11 protein-coding genes are annotated in these 12966 nt (G+C 54.1%); all 11 read right to left on the minus strand.

All coding sequences use genetic code 11. The annotated features are described in order from the left end of the window. Positions 1-100 precede the first annotated feature (100 nt). Entirely contained in the window at positions 101-1471 is a 1371-nt protein-coding gene (locus tag DESAC_RS04110; protein ID WP_148231176.1) for a sigma-54-dependent transcriptional regulator, read from the minus strand. Beyond that, complete coding sequence (locus tag DESAC_RS04115; protein ID WP_013705819.1) at positions 1458-2963, minus strand: hybrid sensor histidine kinase/response regulator; 1506 nt, start codon at positions 2961-2963, stop codon at positions 1458-1460. Before DESAC_RS04115 ends, DESAC_RS04110 begins: the two co-directional genes overlap by 14 nt. Positions 2964-3018: 55 nt before the next feature. Further along, positions 3019-3627, minus strand: a complete 609-nt coding sequence (locus DESAC_RS04120) for a sensor histidine kinase (protein ID WP_052301889.1) — start codon at positions 3625-3627, stop codon at positions 3019-3021. Then, complete coding sequence (locus tag DESAC_RS15030; RefSeq protein ID WP_052301890.1) at positions 3560-5368, minus strand: PAS domain S-box protein; 1809 nt, start codon at positions 5366-5368, stop codon at positions 3560-3562. The genes DESAC_RS04120 and DESAC_RS15030 overlap by 68 nt, the downstream gene beginning before the upstream one ends. A 74-nt stretch (positions 5369-5442) precedes the next feature. Further along, positions 5443-6459 (minus strand): ACT domain-containing protein, encoded by a 1017-nt coding sequence (locus DESAC_RS04125; protein WP_013705820.1) that lies wholly within the window; start codon positions 6457-6459, stop codon positions 5443-5445. A 99-nt stretch (positions 6460-6558) separates the two neighbouring features. Beyond that, the gene (locus DESAC_RS04130; protein WP_013705821.1) at positions 6559-6945 is read right to left on the minus strand and encodes a response regulator transcription factor; all 387 of its coding nucleotides are present in this window, start codon (positions 6943-6945) and stop codon (positions 6559-6561) included. Between the two features lie 113 nt (positions 6946-7058). Beyond that, positions 7059-7991, minus strand: a complete 933-nt coding sequence (locus DESAC_RS04135; RefSeq protein WP_013705822.1) for a methylenetetrahydrofolate reductase — start codon at positions 7989-7991, stop codon at positions 7059-7061. After that, positions 7988-8656, minus strand: a complete 669-nt coding sequence (locus DESAC_RS04140) for a methylenetetrahydrofolate reductase C-terminal domain-containing protein (protein ID WP_013705823.1) — start codon at positions 8654-8656, stop codon at positions 7988-7990. Before DESAC_RS04140 ends, DESAC_RS04135 begins: the two co-directional genes overlap by 4 nt. Continuing rightward, complete coding sequence (locus DESAC_RS04145; protein ID WP_271121219.1) at positions 8653-9111, minus strand: hydrogenase iron-sulfur subunit; 459 nt, start codon at positions 9109-9111, stop codon at positions 8653-8655. Before DESAC_RS04145 ends, DESAC_RS04140 begins: the two co-directional genes overlap by 4 nt. Positions 9112-9116: 5 nt before the next feature. After that, positions 9117-12128, minus strand: coding sequence for an FAD-dependent oxidoreductase (locus tag DESAC_RS04150; protein WP_013705825.1), 3012 nt, complete (start codon positions 12126-12128; stop codon positions 9117-9119). 69 nt (positions 12129-12197) lie between these two features. Further along, the gene (locus DESAC_RS16930) at positions 12198-12956 is read right to left on the minus strand and encodes a hydrogenase iron-sulfur subunit (RefSeq protein ID WP_013705826.1); all 759 of its coding nucleotides are present in this window, start codon (positions 12954-12956) and stop codon (positions 12198-12200) included. Between the last annotated feature and the right edge of the window lie 10 nt (positions 12957-12966).

Raw genomic sequence — 12966 nt, forward strand, 5'->3', positions numbered from 1 at the left:
TTTGAGGGAGGGGGAAGTAACCCATCAACCGGGTTAGTAACGGATCAATCCTTTGAATTTACTATACAATAATAATATTCGGGTAAGATTGCCTCAGATGCTACCAGTTTACTCGCAGGTTATATTTTTTGATCCGTTGGCCCAGGGTCTTGCGGTTGATACCCAGGATGCGGGCTGCTTCCTGGCGCTTCCCTTTGGTGCGGCGCAGAATGAACTGGATATAGCGTTTCTCCAGTTCTTCGAGGCTGTGCTCTTCATCCGAAAAGACCTGAAACTCTCCGCGGCGCTGCGAAATAAAGCTGGGCAGATGTTCCGGCAGGATGGTATCCCCGTCTTCCAGGATAATCATCCGTTCGATGGTATGCTCCAATTCCCGGACATTACCCGGCCAGGAATAGGCGCACAGCATCTTCAGGGCTCGATTTGAGATACCCTTGGCCTGGCGGTTGGTTTTCTGACTGTATTTCTTGAGAAAATATTCTGCGAGCAAGGGTATGTCCCCGGTCCGTTCCCGGAGGGGAGGCAGGTGAATAGGGATGACGCTCAACCGGTAGTAGAGGTCCTCCCGAAATGAGCCGTCCTTAATGGACTCGGTAAGATCCCGATTGCAGGAGGCAATGATACGAATATCCAGTTTGGTGCGCTTCTGGCTGCCCACCCGCATAAATTCCCGTTCCTGAATGACCCTCAGGAGCTTGGCCTGGATATTTAAACTGAGATTGGTTATCTCATCAAAGAAAAAGGTCCCGTGATTGGCCAATTCGAACAGACCGTGTTTGGTCTGATGGGCGCCGGTAAAAGAACCTTTGACATGTCCGAAGAGTTCGCTTTCCAGCAGGGTCTCTACCAGGGCGGAACAGTCTACCGGGACAAATTCCCTGTGAGCTCGGGGGCTGAGATCATGGATGGCGCGGGCCACCAGCTCTTTGCCGGTGCCGCTTTCCCCGGTGAGCAGCACTGTACTATCACTCGGGGCGGCGCGCCGGATTTTGGCAAAAACCTTTTGCATAACCGGACTGCTGCCGATAATCGAAGCAATGCCTTGTTCGGCAGGTTCTTCCAAGGGGGATGGAGCAGAGGCCGGTCCTCGCTTGAAGAGATCAAGGGCCTTCCTAACCAGGGATTCCAATTCGTCGATCCGGAAGGGTTTAACCAGATAATCCACTGCCCCCAGTTTCATGCATTCGACCGCTCCCTCAACATCGGGGTGGCCGGTGATCATGATGACCTGAGAGGCGGGATATTCCTGGCGGATGATCTTCAGGACTCCTATCCCATCCAAATCGGGCATTTTGATATCAAGCAGAACAACTTCGGGCGGCGCTGCAGCCATCATCTCTAGAGCCTGGCTGCCGTCGGCCGCGGTTCTTACCTCAAGATTCTGCCCGGACAGCACCTGGGCAATGCCGCTGCGAACTACCGGTTCATCATCTACCACTAAAATCCGGGGAAGCAAGTCAAGACCGGACAAAATCAGAACCCTGGCCGCTCGATACCGTCGGCAGGAGCACCCGGAATGTGGTACCCACCCCCGGTTGGCTCTCTACCTGGATTGACCCACGATGCGCCTCGATAAGGTTTTTGACAATGGCCAGACCCAGGCCGGTGCCGATAACCTGTCTGGTCTGTGGATGTTTGGCACGGTAAAATTTGTCAAAAATTTTTGGGATTTCCTCCGGTTCGAGACCTACGCCGGTGTCGCTCACCAGCACCTCCAGATACTCGCTATGGGATACCGCGGAAATCTTGACGTTCCCGCCATTGGGCGAGTAGTTGATGGCATTGCAGAGCAGATTCATAAAGACTTCTTCCATACTGCGGCGGTCCGCCTGAATCAGAGGCAGGTCCGGGGGGGTAATGAGCTGCAATACTATTTTCTGGTTGGCTGCCTTGGTCTGTAATAATTCAACCAGATCGGTCAAGACCCCCCCTAACGATAAGGGGACTTGCTCCAGCTGGCAGTAGCCGGCTTCCATCCGGGCCACGTTCAGCAATTCGTTAATCAGGTCCAACAGACCCTGGATTTTGGCGTGGGCCCGGACGAGCAACTCCCGTTGCTTTTCGGTCAGGTCTCCGGCCAGTCCGTCCAAAATCACCGTATGCTGCATCTTGATGGCTGACAACGGGGCCCGCAGTTCATGGGATACCATCTGCACGAATTCGTTTTTCATTTCATCTAATTCCTTAAATCCGGTGATGTCATGAAAAACGGTGACTACCCCTAATAATTGCAGATCAGGTCCGTAAAACGGCGCCGACAGTGCCCGGAGATAGGCCCGCCCTTTGCGAAGCTCTTGAGATATATAAGTTATATTATCCTGCTCCGGGGCAGTGAGTAAAGTGTAAATTGCTTCCTTCAGGGAAGTATCGTCTAGATAGAAGGACAGGGGACCAGGCTGAGGTGGAGGCGTGGACAGCTCTAGAAGGCGCATCAGCGCCGGATTGCAGAGGACTACCTCGAGATCGCGGTTGGTCACTAACACCCCGTCCGCCATACAGTTGATAATAGTATGGAGACGGCTCTGTTCGCTGGCCAGAGTATACAGGTTTCTGGCCTGTTCTTCTCTTAATTCCCGAGCCTGACGTTCCAGTTTCTGCTTCTCCAGGACCCGTTTGACTACCAGGGTGAGGTGATCAACCCGAAAAGGCTTGGTGACAAAGTCGTAGGCCCCTTTCTGCATACATTCGACGGCATTTGCCACGGTCCCGTGGCCGGTGATAATGATTATCGGCACCTCCGGATAGTGGGTCCCGGCCACCTCCAGCACCTCCAAGGCCCCCATCACCGGCATCTTCAGGTCGCAGAGGACAAGGTTTATCGGTTCAGTGCGAAGGATTTCCAGAGCCTCCTGGCCGTTGGCGGCGGTAGCCACCTGGTAGCCCTCCGGCTGAAGGATCAGGGCACAACCATCACGGATCACTTTTTCATCGTCTACCACTAATATCGTATAAGGCTCCGACATGGTTTATCCTTCCGATGTCAAACGTTGCGGGCTGACTACCTGATATCCTCCCCTCCTAAAGAACATGGTCATAATCCTCACCTGGTTCGCTGATGTTTACCGACCCGGAATGGATCTGTGCAGGTGCATCCAGGGGGAGTTTCATAATAAAGGCGGTACCGCCTTCGGGGGGGCTGGCCACCTCGATGCTGCCGCCATGACGCTGAATAATCCCATAGACAATGGCCAGACCCAGGCCGGTGCCTTTCCCGGGAGGCTTGGTGGTAAAAAACGGGTCGAAAATCTTATCCCTGATCGGAGCCGGGATTCCACTGCCAGTATCCGTAAAAGTCAGAATCACCCCGTCTTCGGCTCTGTTCGGCTGGCTGGTGATAGTAATCCGCCCTCGGCCCCCCATGGCATCCGCCGCATTCAACAACAGATTGGTAAAAACTTGATGCAATTGACCCGGATCGCCGATGATCTGGGGGAGGTTAGGGTCCAACTGTTGTATTATTTCAATATCATGAAACAAAGCCTGGTGTTTAACCAGATCGACACAACGGCTGATGACGCTGTTCGGATCAAAGAGGGTTCTCTCTTCCAGGGATTGACGGCTAAATTCCAGCAGGCGGGTGACAATTTTTTTTGCACCGGAAAGTCTGGTTGATGATCTCTTCGACATTCGGGCGTTCTGGTGTCTGTTCAGTCATCTGCCGAAGCAATAATTCGGCGTAGATCAGGATACCGGCCAGGGGATTATTGATTTCATGGGCCACTCCCGCAGCCAGTCGGCCCAGGGAAGCAATCTTCTCAGCCTGCATGAGCTGGGCCTGGGTTTTTTCCAATTCCTGCCGTATTCGCAAGCTTTCCCGCAGATCGGAGAAAATGCCGACACTGCCAACCTCGTGGCCCTGTTCCCGTATAATCGAGGCGGAAAAGTTAACCGGCACTTCTTCGCCATCTTTGGCCCGGAAGATGATGCGGGTGGTCTTTAACTTATCGGGAGGACCAAAATTATCGCTGCGCATCCGGCGCATAATCTCGCTGGCCAATTCTTTGGGGTAAAACTGGTGCAGCACTTCGGGATGACCAACGACCTCGACGGCCTGATAACCCAGAATTCTTTCGGCCCCTTCATTAAAGATCAAGGGATTGCCACGGTGGTCTAACACCACAATGCCATCGACCGAGCATTGGATGAGGTCATGCAAAAATTTGTTGGTCTTGTGAAGCTCGCGCTTGGTTTGGATGGAATCGCTGAGGTCTCGAAGATAAATGTAGGTCAGGATATTTTTACCGACCTGGGAGACCGCCATGGAAGTCTCCAGGATGCGACCCCGGCCGGACAGCTTATCAGGTTCATCCAGAGAACTGCAAAATTGCGTTTCCTGGCGAATATGCTTATCAACCATCGAGGTCAATTGCCGGGCGATTTTCTTATGTAAAGGTCCGAGCACTTTTCCTAACTTATCTCCGATCAGCTTATTTTTCGGACGGCGGACTAGTTCTGCCGCTTTGCAGTTGGCAAACAGGATCTGTTGCTTCTCATCCACCATCAGGATGCCTTCTTTAGTCAGCTCGGTAACCATCAATACTTTTTTTTCGGCTTCAACCAGGGCGGTGATATCGCGGAAGGCCTCAAAGCCGCCAATTACCCGTCCCATCGGATCCGTGATGATAGATGCGGAAACCATCACCGGGATTTCCCGGCCCTGACGATCACGAACTACCTGCCGGAGTCCCGAGACAGGCATCTTCCGTTCCATGGACAGCTTCAGCACGCAGCCATCGGTGTTGCACAGACTGGTGTTCAGAATACTGCCGCACTTCATCCGACCTATGACTTCTTCGCGCCGATAACCGGTGAGTTTTTCCAAAGGCTCGTTAATGTAAGTAATCACCAGGTCAGGATTGACCGTAAAGAACGGGGTGGGGAAATATTCAAGGATACTGGACAACGTGGCTGTCTGGAGTTGCGCCGCAGGATGGGCCAACAGATCGGCGTGCAGATCCCGGAGCACGATAAAACATCCGGCGGGTTGGCCGCCCGAACTGTGAACCGGGGTGGCGGTAACAGTGAGAGGAATCTCTCTTCCATCAGGAAGCCTCAAACCGATCGGCACCCGGCTGAGACTCTCGCCGTTTTGCAGGCAGCGTTCCACCCAGTTATAATCTTCCCACCTGATTTCCACTCTTGAGACTGGCGTGCAAATTGGGCAGGCATCCCCCAAATGCAAAGTACCTCCGAAGAGCTTTTCGGCCTGGCGGTTTATGAATGCCACCCGACGGTCCTGATTCGTGATCAACACCGGGTCCGGGAAGTTCATCAGTAGCGGAGAAAACCACTCGGGCAGAATATTCCGGTCGGTTAATCCCTCGGGGGTATGCGGTCCGGCAAGTGTATCGGCTGGGCCGTGATTCATCACCTCATCCTCTTCGCCCATGATCTTAGAAGGATTTGTAAACCAATCTCAAGAATCAACCAGATCTCCGACATTCACTGATTATCACGGCTCCGGCATTGCACGGGCTGGCAGCGAGGTACCTCGAAGGTTTTTTCTAATATCTGCACTGCCGGAGCAAGATCCTGTTGTTTAATGATAACCGAAATGGAAGAAACGGTGCAACTCAGGGCCAAGAGGGTTACCTCGGCCCTCTCCAGGGCCTCTACCACAGTGTCGCCGATGCCGTAGCGATCGCCAAAATGGGGACCATGGACAAATATTGCCGCTACCGGCGACTGACGATATGCTGAGAGGCCGGGGAGGTGGGATTGTATAACCTGTTCTATCGCCGCTACCCGATCACCGGCCGGGAGATCGGCGCACAAACCGAAAGAACATCGTAATTCCGGTCTATCCAGGACCGGCAGCGCCACTAAAAAGGGCAGTCTAAAGCCCCGCTTCCCCATAGTCACCAATGCCCTGCCAAATTCCTCCAGGGCTGGCGACGAGGGCAGGGTTAACTCCCAGAGGTCTATATCGATCTCTTGCACCAAGCAGTAAATCTTGATCACCTTCTCCTGATAGGTGGCTACCACAGCCCGTACCAACTCTTGCGGAGGGAGTTGGGCCGCAAAGAATTCGGTCGGCGATCGATATGTGGGAAACTGGAACTGTTTGAATAATTGTTGAATCGCCCTGTTCCTGCCGCCCGATGAGATAACTCCGGATACGGCGGAGGGGGAACTGGCCAGACCCCGGAGCACAACCCTGGCCTGAGCTACGCAGCGAAGGAAAAGGCCTGTGATATCCGGATGTTGATCATGAGGATACAGCGAGATAATGCAGGTGTCCGAAAATAGCCGGGAAAGGCTGCACCGATCATGGAAGGTCTGTACCAGTGAGTGGCTGCTGGCCCCGGCCTCAAGCTCAGTGCAGAAAACGGTGCTGCTGTCCCGATCCAGGTGGCCAGCAATGTGGGTCAAGAAGGTAAGGTTAATCTTTTGTTGGGCCAAAGGGGCGCAGATGTCTTTCCCCAAGCGGCTGTTGGCACTCGTGGAAGAGGATGCCACACAGGCACCCTCCTCCACAACTTTAAGGCCCCCGATTTTCTGTTTCTTGATGGTCTTCTCTCCAGGCCCACGGTCATCTGGTCCATGCCCGTTGACCGTTTAGGCGCCAATCAGTCGTTCCACCGCCTGCGCCAGGGTGGCCGGGTCTACCGGTTTGGACACATAGTCGTCGGCTTCGGTAGTCATGCCCTGATAATGGCTGTAGGTGGTGCTGGGTACCGCTTCGGCCACCGCAGTCAACAGCATGATCGGGATGTCCTTGGTCCAATCGTTCGCCTTCAATTCTTTACACAATTCATAGCCGCTCTTCTTGGGCATCATCACGTCCAGCACCAAGAGGTCCGGCCGGCGCTTCTTAATAGCGTTCTCACCCTCAAGGGCGTCGTAGGCCTTGCCCACTTCATAGCCCTTGTTCTCCAACAACATGGATACGGTTTCGACAAAATCAGGATCGTCATCAACGATCAGGATATACTCTTTTGCCATGGTATTTCTCCTTCTTGTAGTCGGGGTTTATAGTTTCGGTAAATTGGATCAAGAGTCATCTGCGGTCTCTTAAACCGCGGCTCATCAGGGTTAAACATCGTAGTGGCCCTGGTTTAATTTATCTGCGGGCGGGGGTATAATCCGGCCCGTTCGACTATTTCCGGAACCTTCTCTTCCCATTCAATGGCCATAATATGGAATCCCCGGACACCTTCCTCCTCTTTCAATTCCTGGATCTGCTCAATGGCTAGTTTAATTCCTTCCTCGGCCTGTTTTTCTTTGGGTACGCCGCCGATGCGTTTCACAATCTCATCCGGAACATCGATGCCCGGCACCCGGTTCTTCATGTATCTGGCCATGCCGACGTTCTTCATCGGCGTAATTCCGGCCAAAATCGCTACCTTTTCGGTTAATCCGCGCTCGCGTGCCAGTTTCAGCCAGAGTTTGAATTTTTCCATGTTGTAGATACACTGAGTCTGAATAAACTGGGCCCCGGCCGCCGCCTTCTTCGCCAACCGGGGAACGCGGATTTCAAAGGGATCGGCAAACGGGTTGGCCGCGGCGCCGATAAACATCTGTGGGCGCGGCTCAACTTGGTGGCCGCCCAGCAGATGGCCTTCATCCCGCATCATCCGGACCGTCTGAAGTAACTGGGTAGAATCCAGATCAAAGACGTTAACCGCATTGGGATGATCCCCAAAGTGCTGATGATCGCCGGTAAGACAGAGGATATTGCAGATACCGAAGGAGGCGGCGCCGAGAATATCGCTCTGTAAGGCGATGCGGTTGCGGTCCCGCGTGACCATCTGCAGCACCGGTTCCAGGCCCATAAGCTTGAGGCGGATACAGGCCGCCAGGCTGCACAACCGGGTCACCGAGGTCTGGTTGTCAGTGACGTTGATGGCATCAACATAATCCTTGATCATCTGAGCCTTGTGCTCTATCACGGAGCCATCACAATTACGCGGCGGACCGACCTCGGAGGTGACGGCCTGGTGACCGGCGGCTAGTACTTTCTCCAGTCTGCTCGGGGTGGTGCTGTTCATAACCTTAAATCCTCTCTAACGATTTTACGCGGTCCGCCATCACGGCTGCTCGCCCAATTTTTCGGCTCCACCGGTTGTTCGAAACGGTCCAACTGCCCTAAAATCTTCAGCCGGTCAAAAATTAATTGCCAGCCGCAGTCGATATCCGGGTTGACCTCACATTTACCCTTTTCCGACCCTCCACAGGGACCGTTCAACATCCGCTTGGAACAGCGGGCAATCGGACAGATGCCACCGGTGCTGGCCAGGATACATTTGCCGCAGGCCTGACAACGCTCCGCGTACACTCCGCGTTCCAGATCCACTCCCATGAAACAGGTATTGACCCCGGGGTAGACGATTTTGTCTTGGTATCTTTCCGCCAGGAATTGTACGCCACAACCGCAGGCCAGCGACACTACAGCATCGTAGGCGTCGATCCGATCCTTGAGTTGCCCCAAGTATTCCCTGTCGCACTGGCGGGTAAGGGTCGCCTCGTCGATATCCAGCCTCTGCTTCGCCTGAGTAAAGTAAAGCCTGAGAGAGGCAGCCAGAATCTGCACCTCTTTCAAACCACCGGCTTCACACACCGTAACACAGCCATCACAGCCGACGATCAATACCTTGTGGAAATTTTTGACCAGGTCAATGATTTCTTCTATCGGTTTTGGTACTGCCTTGATCATGCGGTTACCTCCACATTCGGCCCGAAGGCCATTTCCCTGGCAATTTTTATAGGGCTGGAACCCAGCTCTAGCACTCTAACGTTCATTTCCCGGGCAATCTCGGCAAATCGGGAGCCCATACCCGCCGATAGGTTATACATTTCCAGACGCGCACCGCTCAGGCCAACCCTGTCCAGAATTTCTTTAACCCGCTGGACCCGCTTCCTGGCCCGCAGATTACCGACCTGATAGTGACAGTCACCTTCGAGACACCCGGCCACGATGACCCCGTCAGCACCCTGCTCGAAGGCCAACAGAAGATGAATAATATCGACTCTGCCAGAGCACGGAACTTTGATAATCTCTATATTAGCCGGGTATTGCAATCTCATCGAACCTGCCAGGTCCGCAGCCGAATAAGCTCAGTAACTACAACAGAAAGCCAAAATTTTCGGTTCAAAAGTTTTCATTCGCATACTCCTCAAAAGGATGCCATGATATTGGCCTTAAACTTTTCGTCTTCATAATGAGCCAACTGAATCACCTTGGCCGGACATTCCGAGGCGCAGGTGCCGCATCCCTGGCAGAGTGCCGTGTTGATCTCAGAAACATTATCCTCATTGATGCGCGGCACTCCAAACGGACACGTCTTGACGCATACCAGGCAGGCAGCGCAGCGGTCTGGCTCAACGTAGGCGATGACACCGCTGATGGTTTGCCTAATATCAGCCAGGAAAGCTCCGGCCCGGGAAGCCGCAGCCATCGCCTGAGCAATGCTTTCATTGATCAGCTTGGGGCTGTGGGCCATGCCACAGAGGAAAATACCTTCTGAGGCAAAATCCACCGGCCGCAGCTTGGCATGCGCCTCGATGAAAAATCCATCCGCACTCCGGGGAATTTTTAGCAGCGAGGCCAACTCTTCGGTGTCGGCGGCGCGGGTCGCGGCGCTCAGAACCACGGCATCTACCGGCATCTTGATAGGACGGTGGAGAACATGGTCGTTGAAGGTGACGCTCAGATCATTGTCCTCGCTCTTTACCAGGGGCAGGTTATCGAGATCATAGCGGGCAAACATGACCCCTCGGTTGCGAGCCGCAACATAATAATCCTCCAGAAAGCCATACATCCGCATGTCCCGGTAAAGGATGACCACCTCCAGGTCGGGATTGATATCCTTCAATTGTAAGGCATATTTTACCGCCCCCTGGCAGCAGATGCGGCTGCAATTGGGGTTCTCGGCATTACGGGAGCCGACGCACTGGATCATTGCCACCCGTTTCCATTTGGCCACCTCGTACCGTTGGCTGATCTTCTGTCCTAATTCCAACAGGGTCATGACACCTTCATGCTCGCCGTAGAGGAATTCTCGGGGACGATATTCCTGCGCCCCGGTGGCTACAATTGTGGCCCCGTGATTAATTTTGCGCTCATACATCCCTGGACCCACCAACACCTCGGTAGTGAAGTTGCCTTTATAGCCGCTGAAACCCACCACGAGCGCTTGAGTCAAAACCTGGAGATTTTTATGGGCCTGCACCCTCTCTATGAGTCGATTGAGAAACTTCTGGACCTCCAGGCCTTCGATAGTACGGCCCAGATGACGGGCGTTGCCCCCCAGTTCTTTCTCTTTCTCAATGATAATGCTCTCAAAGCCTTGATCGGCCAGATTCAGGGCCGCAGTCATGCCGGCAATACCGCCGCCGATGATCAATGCCCGTTGGGTAATCTCCAACGGCTTTTCCAGCAGCGGCTTCAATAATGAGGCCCGGGCCACCGCCATCCGCACCAAATCCTTGGCCTTGGCCGTAGCTCTGTCAGGCTCCTTCATATGCACCCAGGAGTCCTGATTCCGGATGTTGGCCATCTCGAAGAGATATTTATTCAGACCGACATCGGTCAGGGTTTCCCGGAACATCGACTCATGTGTGAGCGGAGTGCACGCTGCCACTACTACTCGATTGAGGCGGTACTTCTCGATAACACCGGAAATCTTGACCTGTGTATCCTGCGAGCAGGTATAGAGATTATCTTCCACATGCACCACGTGAGGGAGGGTGCGGGCATATTCCCGCACCGCCGGGACGTCCACAATGCCGCCGATGTTAATGCCACAGTTACAGACAAAGACCCCGACGCGAGGGTCATCCTGACCGACAGCGCGCTCCGGGGGCACTTCTTTGGTTTTGGTCCTGGTCCAGCGGGCCTCGCTCAGGGTGGCGCTGCAGGCCGCAGCCGCAGCCGAGGCCTCCATGACGGACTGAGGAATATCCTTGGGGCATTGAAACGTCCCGCAGACATAAACCCCCGGTCTACTGGTGGCCACTGGCAGAAAGGGGTCAGTTTTGGCAAAGTGATGCTGATTCAGTTCGACACCCAGTCTCCGGGCCAGGTCTTTGACTGATTCACTGACCTGGAAGCCTACAGAGAGCACCACCAGGTCAAATACCTCGGATTTCTTCTCGCCCTGTTCATCCACATAGGAGATTCGAAGATCACATTCTCCCTCGGGGTCGATACTGTGCACCCTGGAGCGAATAAACCGCACCCCATGTTCATTCCGCGCCCGATTATAATAGTGCTCGAAATCCTTGCCATAGGTTCGCATATCCATATAAAAAATGGCGGTATCCAGGTCGCCGTGGGCATGTTCTTTGGCGATCACCGCTTCCTTGATGGCGTACATGCAGCACACTGCCGAACAGTAGGGGTTGGTTTTGACGTCGCGCGACCCGACGCATTGCAGCCAGGCGATTTTTTTCGGCTCTTCCCGGTCATAGGGCCGCATCAGATGGCCCCGGTAGGGCCCGGAAGCGCTGAGAATGCGCTCAAATTCGAGACTGGTGACCACATTGGGCTGATTGGCGTAATTGTAGGATTGCAGCCGGGTGGGATCGAAGACCTCATTGCCGACAGTCAGGATGACCGCCCCGACATCGATTTCCCGTTGCCTGGCCGTGTCAAGATAGTTAATAGCCCCGGCCAGACAGACCTGGCCGCACAGCCCACAGCCGATGCATACCTGCCGGTCGATGGCGAAGGCCAACGGTACTGCCTGGGGATATCTGATATACGTTGCTTCCCGGAGGTCCAGGCCGGCATTAAATTCGTTGACCGCACGAACCGGGCAGACCTTGCGGCAGTCTCCACAGCCGGTACATTTCACCGGATCGAGGTAACGCGGATAATTGTTCAACACCGCCCGAAAATGGCCCAGGTCGCCATCCAAAGCCTGTACCTCGGTATCAGGCAAGACCTCGATATTCAGATGCCGCCCGACCTCTACCAATTTGGGCGAAATGATGCACATGGAGCAGTCATTGGTGGGAAACGTCTTGTCCAGTTGGGCCATAATGCCACCAATAGTAGGAGAGCGGTCAGTCAGATACACATAGTAACCGGAATTGGCCAGGTCCAGAGCGGCCTGCATACCCGCCACCCCGGCTCCCACCACCAACACTGCGCCGATTTTGTCAGTTTCTTTCTGCATTGCCATGGAAATCCTCATTAACCCTTAATCCCGGACATCCTATGTCGCTCACCGTGACCAAGTCCGAGTTTTTTCCTATGCCGTCAGGAGAGTGAACGTGGGACTGGTCCCTTCGTATGCCTGCAAATCAACCAGGCCGGTTCTCTCCAGATCATTTAAGCGGCGCGAGACGCAATAAACCGGCAGCCCGGTTATCTTGGCCATCTGACGCACCGTTTGCGGTCCTTCCTGCAGCGCTTCCACCAACAGGGCCTTTTGATACTCCTGCTCGGCGCACTGTTGCAGTAAATCTTGAAAGTCAACCGGGTTTAGCTGCTGGTCATAGACATTTTTCTTCTCGGTCAGGAACCGGTCCATACCCAATAACCACCGCAGTTGGGAGGAATGCAAAGCTCGCTGCACCGCCGCCAAGGAAAGTTGGAACCGGCTAGCCCGCAATGGTCCCAACTCCCGGATTAATTCGGTCAGTTCGGTAACATAATCAGCAAAGAGCTGTCCCTCGGCGGCGCTGACCCATCGCAGTTGCAGGCGGTTTTTGCCGATTCCGGCAATATCCAGCATCTGTCCCACCAGTTGCATCCGCCGGGCCGTATGGTAATTACCTTCTAAGTAGTGGCAGTCACCGAAGTGGCAGCCGAAGACAAAGACGCCGTCAAAGCCACTTTTGAGTCCTTCAATCACATGCACCGGATCCACTCTCCCGGAACACATGGTACGGATGACCCTGATATTGGTGGGATATTGGAACCGGGAGACGCCGGCCAGATCAGCACCGGCATAGGAGCACCAATTGCACAGGAAGGCCAGGATTTTCGGTTCAAATATATGGTCCATATTTATCTCC

Origin of the sequence: Desulfobacca acetoxidans DSM 11109, from assembly GCF_000195295.1 — a bacterium.
Lineage (GTDB): Bacteria > Desulfobacterota > Desulfobaccia > Desulfobaccales > Desulfobaccaceae > Desulfobacca > Desulfobacca acetoxidans.

Excerpts from the sequence above, each read along its gene's own strand:
- DESAC_RS04115 (WP_013705819.1), bottom strand. The coding sequence starts at position 2,963 with ATGTCGGAGCCTTATACGATATTAGTGGTAGACGATGAAAAAGTGATC.
- DESAC_RS04120 (WP_052301889.1), bottom strand. The coding sequence starts at position 3,627 with ATGTCGAAGAGATCATCAACCAGACTTTCCGGTGCAAAAAAAATTGTC.
- DESAC_RS15030 (WP_052301890.1), bottom strand. The coding sequence starts at position 5,368 with ATGAATCACGGCCCAGCCGATACACTTGCCGGACCGCATACCCCCGAG.
- DESAC_RS04130 (WP_013705821.1), bottom strand. The coding sequence starts at position 6,945 with ATGGCAAAAGAGTATATCCTGATCGTTGATGACGATCCTGATTTTGTC.
- DESAC_RS04135 (WP_013705822.1), bottom strand. The coding sequence starts at position 7,991 with ATGAACAGCACCACCCCGAGCAGACTGGAGAAAGTACTAGCCGCCGGT.
- DESAC_RS04140 (WP_013705823.1), bottom strand. The coding sequence starts at position 8,656 with ATGATCAAGGCAGTACCAAAACCGATAGAAGAAATCATTGACCTGGTC.
- DESAC_RS04150 (WP_013705825.1), bottom strand. The coding sequence starts at position 12,128 with ATGGCAATGCAGAAAGAAACTGACAAAATCGGCGCAGTGTTGGTGGTG.
- DESAC_RS16930 (WP_013705826.1), bottom strand. The coding sequence starts at position 12,956 with ATGGACCATATATTTGAACCGAAAATCCTGGCCTTCCTGTGCAATTGG.